Origin of the sequence: Streptosporangium vulgare, from assembly GCF_042428775.1 — a bacterium.
GTDB classification, from domain to species: domain Bacteria; phylum Actinomycetota; class Actinomycetes; order Streptosporangiales; family Streptosporangiaceae; genus Streptosporangium; species Streptosporangium vulgare.
The window spans coordinates 41537-63649 of sequence record NZ_JBHMBS010000013.1 but is presented as its reverse complement, the minus strand read 5'-3'; the positions used below and the strand labels follow the sequence as shown (position 1 = coordinate 63649).

The following is a 22113-nucleotide window of genomic DNA, read 5'->3' as shown; positions in this document are numbered from 1 at the left end:
CGCCCTCCAGCCCCGGCCTTCCGCCCGTACGGCGGGGCGGCGGGGGCGGCGGGGGGCGGCGGCTCAGCCGCGCAGGCGCCGGACCTTGAGGACGTTGTCCCTGCGGGTGGTGGGCTTCCCCTCGGGGTCGTTCTGGATCCGGTCGTGCTCTTCGCGGAGCAGCACCTCCCACTCCCCGTCGGGGAGCTCCAGGCCGGCCAGGACCTCCTCCGGCGTGGGGAGGTGCACGTCGGGATGGGGGTTGGGCTCCCAGGCGGGGAATCCCGCGTGGCCGACGATGAGGAGCGTCCCGCCGGGCGCGACCGCCGAGGCGGCGGTCCGCAGGATCTTCTCGCGCGGCATGTCGCCGGGGGAGTGCAGGAAGTGGGCGGAGACGAGATCGAAGAGGCCTTCGGGGAAGGAGGCTCCCAGGTCGTGCCGCTGCCAGTCGACGCGATCGGCGACGTCCGCCGACGCGGCGTGCCGGGCGGCGCGCTCCAGGGCGACGCCGGAGATGTCGGTGGCGGTGACGCGCCATCCCCGCTGTGCGAGCCAGATCGCGTCGGCCCCCTCGCCGCACCCCAGGTCCAGGGCACTGCCCGGCTCCATGCCGGTGACCTCGCGGACCAGGATGACGTTGGGGTTCCCGCTCCAGATCCGGTCGCTCTCACCGTAACGGCGGTCCCAGAACTCCTCCTCCGGGAGGGCGTCCTCCCGCGCGTGCTCGTGCCCGCCGGATTCGCGGCGGGCGGCGACGGCCCGGCGGGTCTCCTCCGCGATCAGGTCGGTGTTGATCGCCGCGCCGGCGCGCACACCCGCGGCGGCGGCGCCGATGACCTGCTCGGTCAGCACGGTGACGTTCCCGGCCACCCACACCCCGGGCAGTGCCGTCGCCCCGGCCGGGTCGGCGGCGACGTAGCTGCCGATCACGTACCCGCCCATCTCCTGGTCGGTCGTCTCGAGACCCAGGCCGGTGAGGAGCCCGGAGCGGGCGGTGAAGCGCGGGGCCACCACGAGGGCCTGGCGGGGGACCACCCGGCCGCCGGCCAGGCGTACGCCGGTGAGCCGGTCGTCCGTCACCTCCAGCGCCGCCACCCGCCCGTCCACCACGGCGACGCCGCGGGCGGCCAGCTGCTCGTGCTCCTCGGCGCCGAACCCGGGCGCGGTGTGCGTGAAGAGGGTGACGTCCGCGCTCCACTGCCGCCACTGCAGGGCCTGGTGGACCGCGAGCGGTCCGGTGGCCAGGATGCCGATCGCCTGGTCGCGCACCTCCCAGCCGTGGCAGTACGGGCAGTGCAGGACGTCGCGCCCCCATCGTTCCGCGAGTCCGGACACCTCGGGCAGCTCGTCGACCAGGCCGGTGGTCACCAGCAGCCGCTCCGCCACGACCGAGGACCCGTCCTCGAGGACGACGCGGAAGTCACCGGCCTCCAGGCGCTCGGCCGCCACGACGTCGCCCCGCGCGATCTCGCCGCCGTAGCCGGTCACCTCCGCGCGCCCGGCGGCGAGGAGCTCCGAGGGGGGCACGCCGTCGCGCGTCAGGTAGGAGTGGACGTGGGCCGCCGGAGCGTTGCGCGGCCGGCCCGCGTCGATCACCAGCACCGAGCGCCGTGCCCGTGCCAGGACCAGCGCCCCGCTCAACCCGGCGGCGCCACCGCCGACGACCACCACCTCGTAGCGCCGTTCCCCGTCCGGGAGGGCCGAGGAGGCCGGGGGAGCTGCTGTCACTTTTTGTTCCGTTCGTCCGGTCATGTGTGATTCCTCCGTTCACCGCACATGCTCCACCTTCGCTCCGAAATTTGACAAAATTACTTGCTGAGTTAGCAAATAGAGGCATGGCAGACGACACCATCGCGAGCGTGCTGACCGCCGTGGGCCCGCGGCTGCGGGCGCTGCGCCGCACCCGCGGCACCACCCTGGCCCAGCTGAGCGAGACGACCGGGATCTCGCTCAGCACCCTCTCGCGCCTGGAGTCCGGGCAGCGCAAACCGACCCTGGAGCTCCTGCTGCCCCTCGCGAAGGCGCACGGCGTGCAGCTGGACGAGCTGGTCGGCGCGCCGGAGACCGGTGACCCCCGCGTGCACATGCGTTCCTTCACCCGGTACGGCATGACCTTCGTGCCGCTCGCCCGCCATCTCGGCGGCCTGCGCGCCTACAAGCAGATAATGCCGGGCAGGCCGCACGGGGACGCGCTGCCGGAGCAGCGGACGCACGAGGGCTACGAGTGGCTCTACATCCTGTCCGGCCGGCTGCGGCTGCTCCTGGGCGAGCACGACCTCGTCCTCAGCCCCGGGGAGGTCGCCGAGTTCGACACCCGCACCCCGCACGCGTGGGCCGCCGCCGGTCCCGAGCCGGTCGAGTTCCTCAGCCTGTTCGGGGTGCAGGGCGAGCGGATGCACGTGCGGGCCAGTCCCGCCGGTAAGTGATCCGCTCCCTCCGGTAGCGCCGACGGTGGCCGTCGTCGGGAAACGGTGACATGCGGCGGACAACGCACGCATATTCGGCGCCAATCGTGGTTCGTCATGAACGAGCCACGCACGATCCCGCCCCGGCCCCGTGACCGGCTGTACGCCGCGGTCACGTTGGTGCTCGCCGTGTTCCTGCTGCCCGCGGCGTTCGTCCGCCGTCCCGGCCGTGCCCGCGAACTGGCCTGCCGCTGGGCGTTGCGGATGCGATTCCCCGCCGAGGACCTCACCGGCCTCACCGACGGAACCCTGGCGGCGTTCGCCGCGGCGCGCACCCGGGCGCTCTGGCGGCACGGCCAGCTGATCGGCCTCACCTCGGGATACCGCGACCCCCATGTCCAGCAACGGATGTTCGACGAGGAGGTGCGCCGCTCCGGCTCCCCGGCGCTGGCGCGCATGCTCGTGCTGCCACCGGCGGAGTCCTGCCACGTCAAGGGCGTCGCGTTGGACGTGCGCCCCCATGAAGGCGCGCGCTGGCTGGAGGAGCACGGCGCCCGCTACGACCTGTACCGCGTCTACGACAACGAGTGGTGGCACTTCGAGTACCGCCCGGACCGCGGCGGCAGGCCACCGCGGCGACGCCCCCACCCCGGGGTGGGCCACGCCAGTGAGTACACGGACCAGTTGTAGAACACGGGGGCGATCCGGGGGAGCCGCGCCGGTGATCCGGCCGGCTCGCCCGCGTCCGGGACTCAAGGTCGCCAGGCCCGTCGAGCCGGGATGACCGTGACACGACCATGACACGGCGCTGACGAGGCGGGGACACGGTCGGCCGACAGTGGACAAGGCCGACCGGCGCTGTTCCCCGGCGGCGGGCCCGGCCGTCTCCGTGCCACCGAGGAAGGCTGATCGATCTTGACCGAACGCGTACGCGTGGCCGTGCTGGCGGGTGGGCCGTCCGCCGAGCACGAGGTGTCGCTGCAGTCGGCGCAGGCCGTGCTCAAAGCCCTGCCCAGGGATCTGTACGAGCCCGTCGCCGTCATCGTCGACCGGCGGGGCAGGTGGCCGGTGGAACTGCGACGCGATCTGGCCGACGTGGTCTTCCCCGTGCTGCACGGGCCGTTCGGCGAGGACGGCGTCGTCCAGGGTCACCTGGAGACGCTGGGCATCCCGTACGTGGGCTGCGGTGTCACGGCCTCCGCCGTGGCCATGGACAAGGCCGCGATGCGGCGCGCGTTCCTGGCGGAGGACATCCCGGTCACCCCACACGTGTGGTTCACCGGGCACGAGTGGCGCACCACCACCGACCACTGGGGCCTGGTCAAGTCGCTCGACTGGCCGATGTACGTCAAACCGGCCAACATGGGCTCCTCCATCGGCATCTCACGTGTCACCTCCATGGAGGAGCTGCGCGCGGGCGTGGATCTGGCGCTGACCTACGACCGGGTGGTCGTCGTCGAGCAGGGCGTGACCGCGCGCGAGATCATCTGCGGCGTGCTCGGCGGCTACGACACCCCGGAGGCCTCGGTGCCCGGCGAGCTCATCGTGCCCGGGGACTGGCTCGACTACGAGGCCAAGTACCTCAGCCGGGCCGAGATCGCCGCCATCCCCGCCGTGCTGCCGGAACGGGTGGCCGAGGACGTGCGCGAGCTGGCCCTGCGCGCCTTCCGGGCGATCGGCGGCTACGGCCTGTCCCGTGTCGACTTCCTCTACGAGGAGGACACGGGACGCCTGCGCGTACTGGAGATCAACACCATGCCCGGCTTCACCTCCCGTTCCGTCTACGCCAGGGCCTGGGCCGCGAGCGGTGTCCCGTACCCCGATCTGCTGCGCCGCCTCATCGATCTCGCGTTCGCCAGGAGCGGCTCATGATCCCCATGACGCTGAACGAGATCGCGCGGGTCGTCGGCGCGAGCCTGCACGACGTGCGCGACCCGCAGGCGCCGGTGACGGCGCCCTCGGCGGTCGACTCCCGCGAGGTGGTGCCCGGCGGCCTGTTCGCCGCGACGGCCGGGGCCCGCGCCGACGGTCACGACCACGCGGCCGGCGCCGTCGCGAGCGGCGCCGTCGCCGTGCTGGCCTCGAGACCCGTCGGCGTGCCCGCCCTCGTGGTCGAGGACGTCCGGCTCGCGCTCGGCCTGCTCGCCAGGCACCTGCTCGAACACATCGGCCCGACCGTGATCGGCCTGACCGGCTCGGTGGGCAAGACCACGACCAAGGACCTGCTGGCCCAGGTGCTCGAACGGCACGCCCCGACGGTCGCCACCGACAGGTCGTTCAACAACGAGCTCGGGCTGCCGCTCACCGTGCTGCGCGCCGATGCCACCACCCGGTACCTGGTACTGGAGATGGGCGCGGGCCGCAAGGGCGACCTGACGTACCTGACCGGGATCGCCCCGCCCCGGATCGGGCTGGTGCTCAACGTCGGCACCGCGCATGTGGAGCGGATGGGAACCGGGCCGGCCGACGTGGCCGAGGCCAAGGGCGAGCTGGTCGAGGCGCTTCCGGCGGACGGGTTCGCGCTGCTCAACGCCGACGACCCGTACGTCGTGGGCATGGCCGGCCGCACCAGGGCACAGATCCTGCTGTACGGCCGGTCGGCGGAGGCGCGGGTGCGGGCCGAAGGCGTGCGGATGGCCGACGGCGCACGAACCGCGTTCGAGCTGGTGACACCCTCCGGCCGCGCCCCGGTCGAGCTCGACCTCATGGGCGAGCACCAGGTGGGCAACGCCCTGGCCGCGGCCGCCGTCGCCACCGCGCTCGGCCTGGGCGTCGCCGAGATCGCCGACGGGCTGAACGCCGCACGGCGGCGCTCCGCGGGCCGGCTGGAGATCGTCGAACGACCCGACGGCGTCACCGTCGTCGACGACGCCTACAACGCCAGCCCCGAGTCCATGCGGGCCGGGCTGCGGGCGGTGAGAGCCCTGGCCGGCACCCGCCGTACCGTCGCCGTGCTCGGCGCGATGGGGCAGCAGGCGGACGCCTCCCGCGCCCGGCACGCGGAGATGGGCCGGCTCGTCGCCGACCTCCGCTTCGACGTGCTGATCACGGTCGGAACGGGGGATCCGCTCGCGATGGCGGAGGCGGCGGAGTCCTCGGACCGGGGCGTGGCCGTCCACACCGCCGAGGACGTGGCCGGGGCCCTCAGGCTGGCCACCGCGCTCCTCGAACCGGGAGACGTGGTGTTCGTCAAGGCCTCCAGCGAGATCGGGCTCGGCGCCTGCGCCCGCGCGCTGGCCGGTGCCTGACCGTCGTCGCGTCGCGTCGCGTCGCGTCGAGTCGGGGCGTCGGCGCGTCGCCGAGGGGCCGAGCGGGTCGGGCACGTCCATGCAGGCGCACCGCCTGGCCGGACCCGGCCGAGCCGGTGGCCTCACCGTGGCCGGCACCGGCCGGCCCGTCGTCACAGCTGTCGAAACGGAGTTCCATGCGCACCATCGGTCTCATCGGCGGGTTGAGCTGGGAATCGACGGTGATCTACTACCAGATCATCAACCAGCGGGTACGCGAGCGCCTCGGCGGCAGCCATTCCGCCAACAGCCTCATCTGGTCGGTCGACTACACGACCGTCGAGGACCTCGTCTTCGCCGATCGCTGGGACGAGGTGAGTACGCTCCTGGCCGATGCCGGCAGGAAACTGGAGGATCTCGGCGCCGAGGTCCTGCTCGTCTGCAGCAACACCTTCAGCCGGGTGAGCGACGACGTGGCGCGGGCCGCGAGCGTGCCCGTGCTGCACATCGCCGACGCCGTGGGCGCGGAGGCCAGCGCCAGGGGGATGCGCAAGGTCGGTCTGCTGGGCACCCGCTTCACCATGGAGCAGTCCTTCTACCGGGACCGGCTGGCCGCCCACGGCTTCGACGTGGTCGTCCCGCGACGCGAGCAGCGGGAACTGGTCCATCGCGTGATCTTCGACGAGCTGGTGCGCGGGGTGCTGCGGGAATCCTCCAGGGACGCGTACGCCCAGATCATCGCCGATCTCGCGGACGGCGGAGCCGAAGGCGTCATCCTCGGCTGCACGGAGATCGAGCTCCTGGTCACCGAGAAGGACACCGCCATCCCGCTGCTGCCGAGCGCCCGGCTGCACGCGGAGGCGGCGGCCGGCTTCGTGCTGGCCGGCTGACGCGCGCCCGGCCGCGTTCTCGCACGGCGGGTGGGCTCTGTGCCCGCGTTCCCGCATGTTCCCGCGCGGCGTACCCGCGTTCCCGCACGGCGCGTCGGCGCCGTGCGGCCCGGTGTCACGGGCCGGCGCGGACACGTTCGAGGCCGGAGTGCGGTCGCCGCTCCGGTCGTCGCTCCGGTCGTCGCCCGCGCCCGGGGCCCGCCGCCCCCGGGCGGCTCCCCGGCCTCGCCGTCGCCGTCGCCGCCACCGCCGGCCGAATGTCCCATCCGACCTCCCCGAGACCACGGCGATCGGGCCGAGGTGATCGTCACCCCGGGCACTTCCGGGGGCCGACGCTCTGCCCGGCACCGGCGACGGTGACCTGGGTGGGGCCTCCCGGCGCCGTGGTGGCGGCCGTGCACACGATCTGCCCGACGGCCAGTGTGGACAGTTCGCCCGCCGGGGTGGACAGGGTCACCACCAGGTGGCCGGTCTGCTCGGCGGTCACCGAGAACGGGCCGGCTCCGGACGGGACGTCGGTGGTGAGTCCGCGCGCCCGTTCCGCCGCGGTGGGTCCGGCCGCCAGCAGCGCGAGCGTGTCCGCCGGGAGCAGCGGAGGAGCACCGGGCCGGGTCACCGCGCTGAGCCGGCCGTTCCTCACCAGATAGAGGGTGATCGTCGTGGACGGTGCGACACGTCCGCTCGGCGGGGGGCCGGCGAGGATGACGTCGCTGGGTCGCACGCCGCAGCCGGCCACGGCGACGAGCGATACGAGGCCCGCGGCGAGCACGCGGCGGGCGAGTCCGGTCCTCATCCGGGGCCTCCGTCCGGATCGGGCGCCCGGCGCGGCAGGCGCAGCGTGAAGACGGCGCCGCCGTCCGGGGCGTTGGCGACGGTGAGGTCGCCTCGGTGCAGACGCGCGTTCTCCCGCGCGATGGCCAGGCCCAGGCCGCTGCCCTCGGACCTGGCCCTGGCCGCGCTGGCCTTGTAGAACCGGTCGAACACGTGCGGCAGCACCGCCTCGTCCAGCCCCGGTCCGTGGTCGCGGACCTCAAGAGTGATCCGGTGCGGGTCGGCGCGAAGCCGTACCGACACCGGTGGCTCGCCGTGCCGCAGGGCGTTGCCGACCAGGTTCGCGAGGATGACGTCCACCCGGCGCGGGTCCAGCCGTGCCGTCACCCCGGGCGGCACCTCGGTGTCCACCCGCTCCGTCCAGCCCCGGACGCGCAAGGTCGCGCGCACCAGCTCGGCCATGTCGACCTCGTTCGGCGCGAGGGCCGCGACGCCGGAGTCGAACCTGCTGATCTCGATGAGGTCGTTCACCAGGGCGGTGAGGTTGAGCGTCTCCTGGCCGACCAGCCTGGCGGCCCTGTCGGCGGGCTCGGGCAGCCGGTCCGCCTCCTCCTCCAGGACGCCGGCGACCGCGGTGAGCGCGGCCAGCGGGGTGCGTAACTCGTGGGACACGTCGGCCACGAACCGGCGGGCGTCGGCCTCCATCTCGCGCAGCTGCCCGACGAGCCGTTCCAGCTCCGCGGCGGTGTTGTTGAACGTACGCGCCACGTCGGCCAGCTCGTCGGAGCCGCGCACCGCGATCCTGGTCCGCATCTCGCCCTCGCCCAGCAGGCGGGCCGCCCGGCCGAGCTCGCGCACCGGGCCCAGCACGCCACGGGTGGCCAGCAACGCCAGGACGACCGCGAACGCCAGGGCCGCCCCGCCGATGAGCCAGGCGCGCGCGGCGAGCGCGTCGACGCTGCGCTCCTCGGGAAGCAGGCTGCGCGCGCTGTAGACCTCGATGCCGGACACCCGCGTCGTCCGGTCCCCCTCGATGATCAGCAGCGGCATGCCGACGATCAGGATGGGCGCGTTCTCCCAGACCACGCGCTGCCACGCGACGTCGCCACCGGCCACCGCCCGCCGCAGCTGCGGTGAGATCACCCCGAGGTCCAGGATCCGGGCGCTCCCGTCCTGCCTCAAGGCCCCCGGCGCCGGGGGCGGGGACGGGGGGAGCGGCGAGTGCGTCTCGCCGTGGACGGCGACGGCGAAGCTGTTCTGGTCGGCCGCGGCCTCGGCGATCTCGCCGAGCTCGGCCGGGCTCGGCGTCGTGCTCCGCAACGGGTAGAGCGCCTGCAGGCGGCCGGTCATCGCCTGCACCGCGGCGTCCTGGGTCCTCTGCAGGATGGCGTTGCGGGCCTCGACGTAGGTCCCGCCGGCCACCGCCGCCGCGGTGACCACGCACAGCAGTGCGAAGGCGAACAACAGCCGGGCTCGCAGCCCCAGGCCGGGCCGAGGCGTCACCGGCGGCTCACACCGGCCCGAACCGGTACCCGAACCCACGCACCGTCTGCACGTAGACGGGCGCGGCCGAGTCGTCCTCGATCTTCGCGCGCAACCGCTGCACGCACGCGTCCACCAGGCGCGAGTCGCCGAAGTACCCGTGCTCCCACACCGACTCCAGCAGCTGCTGGCGGCTGTGCACCCGGCCCGGCGTGCCGGAGAGTTCGAGCAGCAGGCGCAGCTCGGTCGGGGCGAGGTCCAGCGGCACGCCGCGCTTGGCGACCACGATCCCGGCCCGGTCGATGGTCAGGTCCCCGTGCCGCTCCAGCTCCGCCTGGTCCCGGCCGATCCGCCGGAGCACGGCGCCGATGCGCGCCTCGAGCACCCTGGGCTGCACCGGCTTGACCACGTAGTCGTCGGCGCCCGCCTCCAGCCCGGCCACCACGTCCATGTCGTCGCCGCGCGCGGTCAGCATGATGATCGGCAACTGTCCGGCGGCCCGGATGCGGCGGCAGACCTCGAACCCGTCCATGCCGGGCAACATCAGATCGAGCACGACGACGTCGGGAAGGTCCGTACGCAGCCGGTCCAGCCCCTGCTCGCCGGACTCCACCGCGCGCACCCGGTACCCGTGCAGGGTCAGGGCCAGCTCGAGACCCTCCCGTACGGCCGGGTCATCCTCGATCAACAACACTCGCGACACGCCCCCGGGTTTCACAGCACGCCCCCGTCACTCGCCCATAACTCGTCCGCCGGTCAACCCCGTCCACTGTCGGCCGGCCGTGTGCCCGTCTCGTCCTCGCCGTGTCATGGTTGTGTCACGGTCACGCCGGCGGTGGTCGTCGTCGGCGAAGGGTGACATGCGGCGGACAGGGCGCGCGTATTCGGCACCAATCGTAGTTCGTCGTGAACGAGCCACGCGCGGTCCCACCCCGGCCCCGCGGCCGGCTGTCCGCCGGGGGCGGGTCCGGGGCGCACGTGGACCTCACCCCCCGGCATCCTTGGCCTCCCCGGATCCTTGGGGCATCCCCGGCCGGGAAGGCGAGGATCAGGTGTCGAGGATCGGGATCAGCTGCTGCTCCTCGTAGGTCAGGTGCCTTTCGAGCTCGTCCGTGAGCCGTTCGACCTCGGGGAGCACCAGCAGGGGGTCCGCGCGCTCGGTGGAGAGGACCTCCCGCAGCTCCCCGACGAGAGCCGCGATCTTCTCGTGTTCCCGGCCCAGGCGCTCCAGGGTGGGGGCGAGTTCGGGATAGCGCCCGGCGAGGAAGGGGAACATCGCGATGTCCTCGCCGGTGTGGTGGTTGTGCAGCCCCTGGCAGAGGGTGAGGCAGTTCACCCGCAGCTGGGCGCCCAGCCCGGGACCCGACTCGGTGACCTCCTTGCGGATCAGGGCGAGTTCCCGCCGGAACATGTCGTGGACCCGCTTGAGGGTCTCGCTCGCCGACGACGCCTTCGGCGGCCCGCCCCCGGCGAGGGCGACCACGGGGATGACGCGCGTCGTCCTGGCCTGGTAGTCGGCCCACCCGGGGTCGGCCTCGACCGCGCGGGCGAAGACGCGGTCGCGTTCGGCGCCCTCCAGGACGACGGCCCGCGCCTCGTAGGTGAAGATGCCGTCCTCGACCGTGACGAGAGGGTTGGCCACCAGGTTGTGGTACCAGGCCGGGTGGTTCGGCGCGCCGCCGGCCGAGGCGATGACCAGGATCCGTTCGCCGCCGTCGGGAAGGTAGCCGAGCGGGGTCGTGTGCCGGACGCCGGATCGCGCTCCGACGGTGGTGAGCAGGAGCAGCCGGGCGCCCTCGAAGGGGCCACCGACCTTCCCGCCGTTGGCGCGGAACTCCTCGATGACCTGCTGGTTGAATTCGATCGGCATTCTCTGTTCTCTTCTCCGGGATCGATGGTCCCGCGAGCTGTTCGCGGGCATGACGAAGGACCGCCCGGCGGGCGGCGTGAAATCACCACGGGGCGACCGTGGTGCGGGAAACGAGGGAGGGCGCGCCGGACGAGCGGCCGGGCCGGCGGTGCACCGCCGGGGCCGGTTCGCGGATGGCGCCAGATCGGCGACGGCCTACGACGACCGGCACCGTGAGAGCACGTGGGGATCACGCGGGACGCGGTCGCCACCTGGGACGCGGAGACCGCGAGGTGGGGACCACGGGGGAGTCACGCTGAACGCGCGGAAGGAAAGAAGGGGTGGGCCTCTGGCCCGCCCGGGGCTCACGCCTCGGCCGGGTGCCCTACTCGCTGTTGGCCCAAGGCCGACCCGGCAGTCACGAGATCAACCGTAGCGCCAGGGACGCGCCGAGGCAACGCGTCGATCGCGCGGGGACGGACTCGGTCCCGGTGCTCGACCGCCGCCCGCGGTGCCGGGTGATCGGCGCCCAACTATTCACCTGATGTATTCATTGAATGTATAGTCGCGATCATGTCTACCGGACACGTCATGCTCGGGCTGCTCGCCGAGCGGCCCAAGCACGGCTACGAGCTCAAACGCGAGCACGACCAGCGCCTGCCGGGCGCCAGGCCGCTCGCGTACGGACAGGTCTACGCGACGTTGCAGCGCCTGCAACGGGACGGTTTCGCCGAGGTGGCGGAGACCGTGCGGGAGAGCGGCCCCGAGCGCACGGTGTACGCGATCACCGAGGAGGGGCTGGCCGAGCTGGCCCGATGGCTGGAACAGGTGGAGACACCCGCGCCGCACGTCTCCAGCGCGCTCGTCTCGCGCGTGGTGGTGGCGATCGTCGCCGGGGGCGCCGCCGACGGCTACCTGGTCAGGCAGCGCGCCGCCCATCTGGCGCGGATGCGCGAGCTCACCGCGGAGCGGGCCTCGGGGTCCCCCGCGCAGGTGCTCGCCGCCGACTACGCGCTCCAGCACCTCGACGCCGACCTGCGCTGGATCGAGACGGCCATGGAACGACTCGCGGATCTGAAGGAGGAGATGGATGCTTGAGGCACGTGCGTTGCGCAAGACCTTCGCCGGGACCGTCGCGCTGGACGGTGTGTCCGCGGAGATCGGCGACGGGGAGATCGTCGCGATCACCGGGCCGAGTGGTTCTGGCAAATCGACGTTGTTGCACTGCCTGGCCGGGATCATTCGCCCCGAGGCGGGGGAGGTCCACTTCGACGGGCGGCGCGTCGACACCCTCGACGAGGCCGAGCGCACGATGCTGCGCAGGCAGAGCTTCGGTGTCGTCTTCCAGTCGGGCGGGCTGGTCCCCGAGCTGACCGCCGAGGAGAACGTGGCGCTGCCGCTGCTGTTCAACCGGCACGGGCGCCAGGAGTCGCTGCTGGCCGCCCGGTCCCGGCTGGAGAGGCTGGACGTGGCCGGCTGCGCGGCCCGGCGGCCCGGCGAGCTGTCCGGCGGCCAGTTGCAGCGGGTCGCCGTGGCCCGCGCCCTGGTCACCGGCCCTCGGGTGGTCTTCGCCGACGAGCCGACCGGCGCGCTCGACTCGCTGGCCGGTGAGCGGGTGATGGACGAACTCGTCGGCACGGCCCGCGCGGACGGCACCACGCTGGTGATCGTCACCCACGACAACCGGGTGGCCGCCTACGCCGGCCGGGAGATCGCGCTGCGCGACGGCAGGCTTGCCGGGGTGACCGTGTGATCGCCGTGACGTTGATGCTCGCCAGGGGCGGATCGCGGCGCCAGCGGGTACGGGGGCACCTCATGACCGCGGGGGCGGCGCTCGCGACCTTCCTGCTGTGCGTGGCGGCGAACCTCCTGGCGTTCGGGCTCCGCGTCTCGCGCCACCCCGAGGGCTTCCTCACCGAGACGCGGATCGAGTATCTGGGCTTCTTCTCCGGCCGGGACGCGCGGCTGATCACCGCGCTGGCGCTGGCCCTGCTGGTCGTGCCCACCATGGCCTTCGTCTACCAGGTGAGCCGCCTGGCCACCGCGACGCGGGAGCGGCGGCTGGCCGCGCTCCGGCTGGCCGGGGCCACACCGCGCGAGGTGCGCCTGCTCGGGGCGTACGAGAGCGGGTGGCGGACCCTGCTGGGCGGGGTGTGCGGTGTCGCGTTGTACCTGGTGGCGAACCTGGCGCTGGCCGGGGCGCTGGAGGGTGCGGTGCCCCTGGTCCCCGCGGCGCAGATCGTGGCGATCCTCGCCGCGGTGACGCTCGCCGGGACGCTGTCCGGGCTGAAGGCGGGGCGGCACGTGGTGACCTCACCCCTGGGCGTGGTCCGGCGGACATCCCCGGCCGGTCCCCGGGTGCGCGACCTGAAGCTGGTCGCGGTGGGTGTCGGGCTGTTCGTCGCCGGGTTCGTCGGCAAGGGGAAGTTCCCCGGCGGGCCGTACGCCGCGGTGCTGTCCATGACGACCGGCATGGTGCTCCTGCTGTTCGGCCTGGTCCTCGGGGCCGCGTGGCTGGTCAGGGCGGTCGCCCGGTGGGTCGGTGACCGGACCGGGGCGGCGGAGACCCTGCTGGCGGCCCGGATGGTCGGGGCCGATCCCCGGGGGTGGGCCCGCGCGCTGTCGGTGGTGGGGCTGACCGTGTTCTTCGGCGCCGCGGTCGGCGCCCAGCAGGGGTTCGTTCTTTTCCGGGGCGGCTTCGATTCCTCCGAGACCGTGGCCTATCTGCTCGTGGACCTCGCCCTGCTGGTCGCGCTGGTCACCTCGGCCGCCGCCCTCGTGGTGCACCAGGCGGAGGCCCTGCTGGACCACCGGCGCTCGTTCGCGACCCTGGCCGCCTCGGGCGCGCCCGGTCCCGCGCTGGGCCGGGTCCTCACCCGGCAGGCGCTCATCGCGGCGCCGCCGGTGTGCGTCGTGGCCGCCGTCGCGGGGGTGGGAGTGGTCGTTCTGTCGCTGTGGGACATCTACCGCGAGGTGCCGGAGGCGTTCGCCGCCGCCGCCGTCCGGGCGGTGCTCATGGTGGGGATCGGGGTGCTGGCCGCGATGCTGGTGGCACGGGCCGCCCGGCCGATCCTGCGCCGGGCGCTGCGGCCGGAGGAACTCCGGGACGAGTGAGGGGGAGCCGGGGGTGTGTGAGTATGGGGGTGACTCTTCCCGAGTCCTTCCGGCGCTCCCCTCTGGTTCGCGGGTCTCGGGTCCGCGGGTCTTGGATTCGCGGTTCGCGGGTTTCGGGTGCACGGGTTTTGGGTTCGCGGGGCGTGGGTTTGTGGGTTTCCGGTGCATGGGTTTCGGGGGCGTGAGTTCTGGGCCTGCGGGCCTGGACGCGCGAGTCTTGAGCTCATGAGCATTGGTCCTGAGCCGTCCCGGGTCTCGCCGGGCTCCCCCAGAAAGGACGTGGTCGCCGTGCCGTCCGTCCGGTCAGGAGCGCCGGGATCGTTTCCCGCCTCCCCGGCCACGGTCGCCGCGGCGGTCGCGGACGTCTCCGCCGCCGGGGGCTACTTCGGACTGGACCTCGGACCGGTTCCCGGTGAGCCCGGCTGGCGGCCGCTCACCGGCCTGCTCGCCGATCCCGCCACCGTGCGGGCCCGGGTCGCGGACATGGCCGGACGGCTCGGCACCGTGGAGACCCGGGTGGCCGCCTCCATCCTCTTCCAGGGGCTGGCCGCCCGTTTCTGGTCGCCGTCGCTCGGCGCCGCGGTCGCCCACGACCTGCTCATCGACCTGGCTCCCCGGCACGTGTACTGGCGGGCGGCGGCCGGTGGCCCGCTGCCGCTGCGGGCCGCCCACCTGGAAGGGTGGGAGGTCCGCGACCCCGCGCGGATCACCGGGCCGCTGTACCGCACCGTGGTGACCGGGCTGCTGGAGCCGCTCGCCGAGACGGTCCGGCGGGTCGTGCCGACGGCTCCCGGCCTGCTGTGGGGCAACGCGGCCTCCGCCCTGGTGGGCACCCTCCTCGAACTGGGCCGCCACCGCCCCGGGCTCGCCGCCAAGGCCGTGGCGCTGGGCCGCGAACTGCTGGGCACGGGCCTGCTGCGCGGCACCGGCGAACTGGCCGAACCCGTCCCAGGCCATCCTCTCTTCGCCCGGCGCAGTTGCTGCCTGTACTACCGCCTGCCCGGCGGAGGCATGTGCGGCGACTGCGTTCTGGTCGATCCCGGGATCCGTCGCGAGCGGTGGGCGCGAGCCGCACGGGAGTCCGGCCGATGACCACGTCGCCCCCCGGACCCCCTGCCGTCCGCGTCGCCCCCCCGGCCCCCGGCCGTCCGGGCCGTATCCGGACGTGACCCGGGTTCCCGTTCGGGTCCGGTCCTCTTACCGCTTCACCGCCTTACCGTCCGGGGAGGAGCAACGAGGAGAGGTGTGGGCAGCCGGTGGGTGACGACGGCGCGGGTGGTTCCACGCGACCGAGGCCGGGCGGAGACGGGAGTCCTTGTGCTCTCACTTCGTCCGTAGTCTGATTGACAGGAATTGTTCATCGGGCCGAGCGTTCACGCACCCCGGACGGTTTCGCGGTGCGGGCGGGCGCGCGGTCCGGCACAGCGTCTCTGAACAGGAAGGGAGCCGACGCTGATGACGGTAACCCTGGAAAAGAGCGTCGAGGACTTCATCACCACCCCCCACAAGTTGTTCATCGACGGACAGTGGGTGGACGCGGCGTCCGGCAGGACCTTCGCGACCCCCAACCCCGCTACCGGACAGACCCTGGCGCACGTCGCCGAAGCCGACGCCGAGGACGTCGAGCGGGCGGTGCGCGCCGCTCGCAAGGCCTTCGAGCAGGGACCCTGGTCACGGATGACCGCCTCGGAGCGGGGCCGGATCATCTGGAGGATCGGTGACCTGATCCTGGAGCACGTCGAGGAACTGGCCCAGCTCGAATCGCTGGACAACGGCAAGCCGGTGGCCGTGGCGCGGGCCGCGGACGTTCCGCTCGCGGCCGACCTGTTCCACTACATGGCGGGCTGGGCGACCAAGATCGAGGGCAACACGATCGCGCTGTCGGTGCCGTACATGCCGGGCGCCGCGTTCCACGCCTACACCCTGCGCGAGCCGGTCGGCGTGGTCGGCCAGATCATCCCTTGGAACTTCCCGCTGCTGATGGCGGCCTGGAAACTCGGGCCCGCGCTGGCGACCGGGAACGTCGTGATCCTCAAGCCCGCCGAGCAGACCCCGCTGTCCGCCCTGCGGCTGGCGGAGCTGATCGCCGAGGCCGGGATGCCCGACGGCGTGGTCAACGTCCTGCCCGGGTACGGCGAGACCGCCGGCGCGGCGCTCGCCGCGCACGACGGCGTGGACAAGATCGCCTTCACCGGCTCGACCGAGGTCGGCAAGCTGATCGTGCACGCCGCGGCGGGCAACCTGAAGAAGGTCACCCTGGAACTCGGCGGCAAGAGCCCCAACATCGTCTTCGACGACGCCGACCCCGACATCGCCATCCAGGGCGCGGCGAACGCGATCTTCTTCAACCACGGCCAGTGCTGCGTGGCCGGATCCCGGCTGTTCGTCCAGCGTGACCGGTTCGACCAGGTGGTGGAAGGCGTCGCCGAGATCGCCCGGGGCATCAGGCTCGGTCCGGGCATGGAGCCCGACACGCAGATGGGCCCCCTCGTCTCCGACGAGCAACTGCGCCGGGTTACCGGCTACCTGGACTCGGGACGCGAGGACGGTGTCCAGACACTGGCCGGCGGTAGCCGGTACGGAGATCGGGGCTACTTCGTCCAGCCCACCGTGCTCACCGACGTACGCCCGGAGATGAAGGTCGTCCGCGAGGAGATCTTCGGGCCGGTGGTGGTCGCCTCACCCTTCTCCGACCTGGACGAGATCGCGGCGGAGGCCAACGCCACCGACTACGGGCTGGGGGCCGGCATCTGGACCCGCGACATCTCCAAGGCGCACGCCCTCGCCGGCAAGATCCGCGCGGGCACCGTCTGGATCAACTGCTACAACGTCTTCGACGCCGCCCTGCCCTTCGGCGGCTACAAGCAGTCGGGCTGGGGCCGCGAGATGGGCCACCAGGCCCTCGACGCCTACACCGAGGTGAAGTCCGTCTGCACCCAGCTGCAGACCTGATCACACCGCACACCGGACCCGTGCCCGCACCGTACGACAGGTGAGCGGGCGCGGGTCCGGTCGTTCCGCCGGGGGCGTCGGCTCCACGTCCCCGGCGGAACGACCGGACCCTTTCCGGCGGGACGTCCTCATGGCCGGATGCCGGACGCGGACTCCAGCAGGGACCAGCTCCGGTCGTCCCCCCAGATCGAGGACGCGTCCACGTACGGTCGCAGCAGGGCGGTGAGCTCCGCGTCGCCCCGGCCGTTGAGCTCGTCCGACGCTATCTTCCTCGCCGCTCCGGCGAGGAGGTCGGCGACCTGGATCCGCGCGTCCGCGTACGAGGCGACGAACCTCAGGCCGGACAGCCGGGCCGTCGGCGACCAGGGGAGCCCGTCGGGCCGTGGCTCGCCCAGCATCTCCCTGATCCGGGCGACGCGCTCCTCCGTCAGCGTGGTCTGGCGGTCATGGACGATCGAGACGGGCCTCGTGCCCCCGCCCCAGTAGGCGACGGCCCGGACGATGGCCGGGATCAGGGGATCCAGCGACGGGACCGTCCGCGGGTCGTCGAGAAGCCGTGCCAGGAAGGAGTCCACCCGGGGTCTGGCCCGCCGGAACAGTTCCATGATCTCGCCGACCTCGCTCCCCGCGCCGGCGAGGCGCAGGCCCTCGACCATGTCGAAGAACGTGTCGGCGGACGCCTCCGCGCTCCGGCCGCTCCCGGTGTCCCGGTTGCTCTCGGAGTCACGGCCGTTCTCTGTGCCGTGGCCGTTTCCCGCCTCCCGGCCGTTCTCTGTGCCCTGCCCGCTCCCGGTGTCCCGGCCGTTTCCCGTTCCCTGGCCGTTCCCGGCGCCCTGGCCGTTTCCCGTGCTCCGGCCGTTCCCGGTGCGCATCAGGTCGTTGGACGACTCCAGGAAGGCCCGCCACCGTTCGTGCCCGAACGTGCGCAGGCCCTCGCGGTACAGGGTGGCGGCCATGGCGCCGATCTGCCGATCCCGCCGGTCCTGCCGCAGGTCCCGCCGCAGACCCATGTCCGGCGCGTGGGCGGTCTCCGCAGTGGTCTCGGCGATGGTCTCCGGGCCGCTCTCCCCGGCGAGCAGCCCGGTGAGCCTGCCGATGACGAGGAATGTCTTGTCGGTCAGATGCACATGGGCTTTCCCGTGGATCGGCCCCGACGGCCCGAGCAGCCACGTGAGGGCGGGCCTGTTCTTCTCGCGAAGCAGGACGTTCGCCTTGTACTCCACCGCCGGAGAGGGGGCCCTGTCCCGTATTCCCCGAATACAGCTCGCCGCCGATTCGACGTCCAGGCACAGGCTGGCGTGGGTGAAAACATCGGTGTTTCCGCCGATGAGTTTCTCGCCCTCCGAGCCGGACTCGTCGCAGCTGATTTCCACGGATTGATAGGCCGATACGGATTGTGCCCGCATAATGTCCTTGCGATATCGGTCACTGCCCGGTTCCATGAATAATGGACGATTCTTTAGGATACGTCACCCTGATACCTGCGCAACGGATTTTTCCGTCCGCGCCGTCCGCGCCGTCCGCGCCATTCGTGATGCGCCGTACCGTCCGTGGTGCGCCGTACCGTACCTGCGCCCTCCATTTCCGGGCCGACCGCGCGGCCGGCCCGTCGGCCGCTAGCATGGGATGATCTTTTGCCACGTCCGGTGTCGGAGACCACCGGACGGGAACGCCGTGCCGTTCCGTGGCGAGAGCATCCGACCATCGAGCCCGGAAGGCCCTGACCCCGAACATGGCCACCGTCACCGTCGTGATCCCAACGTTCAACGAGGTGGACAACCTTCCGCTCATCGCGGAGGCGCTGCTCGCGTTGCCGCTGGACGACCTGCGCGTCCTGGTCGTCGACGACGGTTCCCCTGACGGCACCGGGAAGGTGGCCGACACGCTGGCCGCCGCGCATCCCGGCCGGGTCGGCGTGGTGCACCGGCAGGTGAGGGAAGGGCTGGGGCGCGCCTACGTCGACGGCATGAAGACCGCCCTCTCGGCCGGGGCGGAGTTCGTGGTGCAGATGGACGCCGACTTCTCGCATCCCGTCGACGCCGTGCCGCGCCTGCTCGACACCGTGCTGGCGACGGGGGCGGCGTGCGTGATCGGCAGCCGGTACGTGCCGGGCGGGACGCTGGCCGCCGAGTGGAGCCTGCGGCGGCGGGCCCTGTCGAGGTGGGCGAACCTCTACGTCCGTACCATCCTGCGCGTCGGGTTGCGGGACGTGACCGCCGGGTTCAAGATCTGGCGGGCGGAGAGCCTCGCCGCTCTGGACCTCGGCGCGATCTCCTCGGGGGGCTACAGCTTCCAGGTGGAGATGCACTATCGGGCGATCAGGGCGGGGATGACGATCGTCGAGATCCCGATCCATTTCTCCGACCGCCGGGCGGGCAGCTCGAAGATGAGCCTTCGGGTGCAGCTGGAGTCGGCCCTGATGCCGTGGCGGTTGATCTTCAAGCGTTGAGGAGACCGCGCGGCGCGCCGATCCCCGCGCGTCCCGTGCCCCAGGGGCGGGTCTCCCGTGGCGGGTGCGAGGAGTGCGCCGCCGGGGAACGCATCAGATGTCGCCTTCATCAATGAACATCAGGCTATATCTGCTTGGCGCATATTCATGACTGATAAATTTGCTTCACTGGGATCTTCCGGTATGCCATGCGACGGGTGCTGTGCTGCTGATTGATAATGTCGAAAGGTGTGACGCATCATCTCAATGCGTCTGGGTGGCACAATACCAAAAGAAAAGAACAATATTATGATATATGCCAATCGATCTCGCGGGGTGGCGCGGAAGATGGCCCGTTCGGGGCTGACCGGGATCCTCGTGACGCTGATCACGATGGGCGCCGTCGCCGTACCCTGTGCCGTGACCGCGGCGGTGCGACCCGGCGAGCCGGTCAATCCGGGAGCCGGTCCGGTCTTCCCCGGGAACGACATCGTCGAGCTGCCCAACGGCGCGGGCGTGGACGGCCGCCTCCCGGTCACCCCCCGCGAAGCCGTCCGCGCCGACGCCGACGCCGGCACTGACGCGGCCGCCGCGCCCGTGCCCGCGGACTCGCTGTGGGGAGCCGCTCAGGCCATCCGCGCGGGGAACGACGGTTGCCGGTTCTTCTGGAGTCGGGTGATCCTCATGACGATCAGGGCGGCCAGGACTGCGGAGATCGCGCCCTCTGCCCGATCGTGCGAAGAGACGGTCGGCACTCCGGTGCGTCACCACGCCTGACCCCCGAGACGCGGCCGAGGACAGGACGCGTCGTGCCGCGTGGTCACACCTGGAGATCGCCGGGCTCACGCCTTCGCGCCTCGTGGAGGTGACGGACGAGGCCGATCTCGGAGACGTTCTTGGTCAGCTCGACGGTGACCCAGCCCGCTATGTCCACCAGCGTCTGCCCCTGCCCCCACGGCAGCCCGGCGGTCCTCTCCATGGAGTCGAGGTCGGCGTCGGTGAGCGGCAGCAGGGCCGCCCGCCAGTCGTCCCTCAGTCCGCGCAGCCAGCCGGCCGTGGCCTCGGCGGTGCCCGGCCAGGTGATCTCCTCGCGCGGGGGTGCCCCCGACCCGAAGCAGTGCCCGAGGGTGGTCGTCCACCAGAAGCCGATGTGCCAGGTCAGCCACCCGATCGAGACGACCGGCGCGGGATCCGGCTCCGGCACCTCCCAGTCGGCCACCCAGCGGCCCCGACCGTCCGGCCGGACGCCCCAGCAGCCCGCCGCGGGCTCCCAGAGGCAGGCCGGGTCGTCGAGGTCCTTCAGGTGGTACTCGAACAGCGCCCATGCGATGTCGAGTTGCCGGATCAGCAGGTCAACGCGAGGTACGGTCACCCGGGAACTCTGGCACCGTCCCCGGCCGCCCTGCCACCGGTTTTCACCGCGGGAGGGACAGGGCGCGTACCCCCACGGCCGAGGTGGGCCGCGCCACGCCCGCACATCATGGATGCCGGGGCGGGAGGTCGGGTCGCCGCACACTGGAAGCCGGTGGTGAAACGCGAGCGCGGTGACCGCCGTGGCTCGGCCCGCGGGGGGCCGGGCCGTCTGCGGGGGGATGGATCGATGACCATATCCAGGCGTCACGCGGTTGCCGGGCTCGGTGCGTTCGCCGCCTCCCTCGCGGGACCGCCACCGCTCGTGCGGCCGCGGTCGCGGTCACCGCGGCCGCCACAGCCGCCACCCGCGCTGCCGGCCGTTCCGGCCGGTGTTCCCGCCGACCGGCTGGCCGGGGACGAGGACTTCTGGGGCACCGTCGCGCGGCAGTACCGGGTCAGCGCGGATTTCGTCAACCTGGAGAACGGCTACTACGGGATCATGCCCGAGCCGGTGCGCCAGGCGTATCACCGCAACGTGGACCAGCTGAACGAGCTGAACTCACACCTGCTGCGCACCTCCTACGCCGATCGGGCCGACCAGGTCAGGAAGCGCGTCGCGACCGTCCTGGGCGTCTCCCATGAGGAGATCGCCCTGACCCGTGGCGGCACCGAGGCCCTGCAGAACCTGATCGGCGGCTACAACCGGCTGCGGCCGGGCGATGCGGTGATGTACGCCGACCTCGACTACCACAGCGCGCGGTACGCGATGAACTGGCTGCGCGATCGGCGTGGGGTGAGCGTCGAGCGGATGGCCATCCCCGAGCCGGTGACCCGCCGGATCGCACTGGACACCTACGCTCGGGCGCTCCGCGACCATCCGAAGGTCAGGCTGCTGTTGCTGAGCCACATGAACAACCGCACCGGACTCGTCCTGCCGGTGGCGGAGATCGTCACGATGGCCCGCGACCACGGTGTCGACGTGATCGTCGACGCGGCCCACTCCTGGGGGCAACTCGACTTCACCGCCGATGACCTCGCGGCGGATTTCGCCGTGTTCTCGCTGCACAAGTGGATGGGGGCGCCGCTGGGCTCGGGGTTTCTCCACATTCGCAAGGAGCGCCTCGCCGACATCGATCCCGCCTTCGCCGACGAGACCTACCCCGGCGGTGACATCCGCTCGCGGGTCCACTCCGGCACCATGGACGTCGCCTCGATCCTCACCGTCGGCACCGCCCTGGACTTCCACGACGCCCTGGGCGCCGCGGTCAAGCAGGCGCGGCTGCGTTTCCTGCGCGACCGCTGGGTGCACCAGGTGATCGACCTCCCGAACCTGGAGATCCTCACCCCCGAGGACCCCGCCATGTACGGGGCCATGACCGCCTTCCGGATCACCGGCCGCACGTCGGAGGCCGACAACGTCGCGATCGCCAAGGACCTGATGGACAGGCACCGGATCTTCACGGTGCGCCGCGGCGGGCCGGTGCGAGGCGACTGCGTCCGGGTGACACCGGCACTGTTCACCTCCCGGGACCAGGTCGACCTGCTCGCCGTGGCCGTACGCGAGCTGGCGTCACGGAAGCGCCGCTGAACGCGGGCGGGCCGGGGCCACGTCATGAGCGGGGAAGAGCGGGCGGGCCGGGGGCGATGGCATGAACCGGGAAGA

At 72.4% G+C, this 22113-nt stretch carries 20 protein-coding genes; 13 read left to right on the top strand and 7 right to left on the bottom strand.

The genetic code is table 11. The features are described from left to right. Nucleotides 1-63 precede the first annotated feature (63 nt). On the bottom strand, nt 64-1707 hold the full coding sequence (locus ACFFRH_RS26005; RefSeq protein WP_386160221.1) for an FAD-dependent oxidoreductase: 1644 nt from the start codon (nt 1705-1707) through the stop codon (nt 64-66). A 107-nt stretch (nt 1708-1814) separates the two neighbouring features. On the opposite strand from ACFFRH_RS26005, the gene ACFFRH_RS26000 reads away from it, so the two are divergent. The 5 genes from ACFFRH_RS26000 to ACFFRH_RS25980 all read left to right on the top strand — a co-directional run bounded on the left by ACFFRH_RS26000 (nt 1815) and on the right by ACFFRH_RS25980 (nt 6501). Continuing rightward, complete coding sequence (locus ACFFRH_RS26000) at nt 1815-2405, top strand: cupin domain-containing protein (RefSeq protein WP_344749529.1); 591 nt, start codon at nt 1815-1817, stop codon at nt 2403-2405. Between the two features lie 96 nt (nt 2406-2501). Then, entirely contained in the window at nt 2502-3074 is a 573-nt protein-coding gene (vanY-N, locus tag ACFFRH_RS25995) for a D,D-peptidase/D,D-carboxypeptidase VanY-N (RefSeq protein WP_344749528.1), read from the top strand. A 225-nt stretch (nt 3075-3299) separates the two neighbouring features. Continuing rightward, nucleotides 3300-4256 carry a D-alanine--D-alanine ligase family protein gene (locus ACFFRH_RS25990; protein WP_344749526.1) on the top strand — a complete coding sequence of 319 codons (957 nt, stop codon included), beginning with the start codon at nt 3300-3302 and terminating at the stop codon, nt 4254-4256. Next, nucleotides 4253-5632 (top strand): UDP-N-acetylmuramoyl-tripeptide--D-alanyl-D-alanine ligase, encoded by a 1380-nt coding sequence (locus tag ACFFRH_RS25985; protein WP_344749525.1) that lies wholly within the window; start codon nt 4253-4255, stop codon nt 5630-5632. The genes ACFFRH_RS25990 and ACFFRH_RS25985 overlap by 4 nt, the downstream gene beginning before the upstream one ends. Before the next feature lie 176 nt (nt 5633-5808). Next, nucleotides 5809-6501 carry an aspartate/glutamate racemase family protein gene (locus ACFFRH_RS25980; RefSeq protein ID WP_344749524.1) on the top strand — a complete coding sequence of 231 codons (693 nt, stop codon included), beginning with the start codon at nt 5809-5811 and terminating at the stop codon, nt 6499-6501. Between the two features lie 307 nt (nt 6502-6808). Here the strand turns inward: ACFFRH_RS25980 and ACFFRH_RS25975 are convergent, their stop codons facing one another. The 4 genes from ACFFRH_RS25975 to ACFFRH_RS25960 all read right to left on the bottom strand — a co-directional run bounded on the left by ACFFRH_RS25975 (nt 6809) and on the right by ACFFRH_RS25960 (nt 10624). Next, nucleotides 6809-7294, bottom strand: coding sequence for a GerMN domain-containing protein (locus ACFFRH_RS25975; RefSeq protein WP_386160216.1), 486 nt, complete (start codon nt 7292-7294; stop codon nt 6809-6811). Continuing rightward, nucleotides 7291-8775, bottom strand: a complete 1485-nt coding sequence (locus ACFFRH_RS25970; RefSeq protein WP_386160214.1) for an ATP-binding protein — start codon at nt 8773-8775, stop codon at nt 7291-7293. The genes ACFFRH_RS25975 and ACFFRH_RS25970 overlap by 4 nt, the downstream gene beginning before the upstream one ends. Before the next feature lie 7 nt (nt 8776-8782). After that, on the bottom strand, nt 8783-9457 hold the full coding sequence (locus ACFFRH_RS25965; protein ID WP_386160211.1) for a response regulator: 675 nt from the start codon (nt 9455-9457) through the stop codon (nt 8783-8785). Between the two features lie 345 nt (nt 9458-9802). Continuing rightward, entirely contained in the window at nt 9803-10624 is an 822-nt protein-coding gene (locus ACFFRH_RS25960) for a nitroreductase/quinone reductase family protein (RefSeq protein ID WP_386160209.1), read from the bottom strand. 552 nt (nt 10625-11176) lie between these two features. On the opposite strand from ACFFRH_RS25960, the gene ACFFRH_RS25955 reads away from it, so the two are divergent. From ACFFRH_RS25955 to ACFFRH_RS25935, 5 genes are all read left to right on the top strand, one after another. After that, nucleotides 11177-11701: a PadR family transcriptional regulator gene (locus ACFFRH_RS25955; protein WP_386160207.1), complete on the top strand. Its 525-nt coding sequence runs from the start codon at nt 11177-11179 to the stop codon at nt 11699-11701. Continuing rightward, nucleotides 11694-12356, top strand: coding sequence for an ABC transporter ATP-binding protein (locus ACFFRH_RS25950; protein ID WP_386160205.1), 663 nt, complete (start codon nt 11694-11696; stop codon nt 12354-12356). Before ACFFRH_RS25955 ends, ACFFRH_RS25950 begins: the two co-directional genes overlap by 8 nt. Then, nucleotides 12353-13717, top strand: a complete 1365-nt coding sequence (locus tag ACFFRH_RS25945; RefSeq protein WP_386160203.1) for an FtsX-like permease family protein — start codon at nt 12353-12355, stop codon at nt 13715-13717. The genes ACFFRH_RS25950 and ACFFRH_RS25945 overlap by 4 nt, the downstream gene beginning before the upstream one ends. Nucleotides 13718-13942: 225 nt before the next feature. Next, a complete protein-coding gene (locus tag ACFFRH_RS25940; RefSeq protein WP_386160201.1) occupies nt 13943-14809 on the top strand; it encodes a (2Fe-2S)-binding protein in 867 nt (288 codons plus the stop codon). A gap of 363 nt (nt 14810-15172) precedes the next feature. Continuing rightward, the gene (locus ACFFRH_RS25935; protein WP_386160199.1) at nt 15173-16669 is read left to right on the top strand and encodes an aldehyde dehydrogenase family protein; all 1497 of its coding nucleotides are present in this window, start codon (nt 15173-15175) and stop codon (nt 16667-16669) included. A 128-nt stretch (nt 16670-16797) separates the two neighbouring features. Here the strand turns inward: ACFFRH_RS25935 and ACFFRH_RS25930 are convergent, their stop codons facing one another. Further along, a complete protein-coding gene (locus ACFFRH_RS25930) occupies nt 16798-18042 on the bottom strand; it encodes a hypothetical protein (protein WP_386160197.1) in 1245 nt (414 codons plus the stop codon). Between the two features lie 359 nt (nt 18043-18401). On the opposite strand from ACFFRH_RS25930, the gene ACFFRH_RS25925 reads away from it, so the two are divergent. Continuing rightward, on the top strand, nt 18402-19118 hold the full coding sequence (locus tag ACFFRH_RS25925; protein WP_386160195.1) for a polyprenol monophosphomannose synthase: 717 nt from the start codon (nt 18402-18404) through the stop codon (nt 19116-19118). A gap of 327 nt (nt 19119-19445) precedes the next feature. Continuing rightward, nucleotides 19446-19874 (top strand): hypothetical protein, encoded by a 429-nt coding sequence (locus ACFFRH_RS25920; RefSeq protein ID WP_386160193.1) that lies wholly within the window; start codon nt 19446-19448, stop codon nt 19872-19874. A 43-nt stretch (nt 19875-19917) separates the two neighbouring features. Here ACFFRH_RS25920 and ACFFRH_RS25915 read toward each other — a convergent pair whose 3' ends face one another. Next, nucleotides 19918-20469, bottom strand: a complete 552-nt coding sequence (locus ACFFRH_RS25915) for a DinB family protein (protein ID WP_386160191.1) — start codon at nt 20467-20469, stop codon at nt 19918-19920. Between the two features lie 228 nt (nt 20470-20697). Between ACFFRH_RS25915 and ACFFRH_RS25910 the strand changes: the two genes are divergently transcribed. After that, nucleotides 20698-22038: an aminotransferase class V-fold PLP-dependent enzyme gene (locus tag ACFFRH_RS25910; RefSeq protein ID WP_386160189.1), complete on the top strand. Its 1341-nt coding sequence runs from the start codon at nt 20698-20700 to the stop codon at nt 22036-22038. Nucleotides 22039-22113 lie beyond the last annotated feature (75 nt).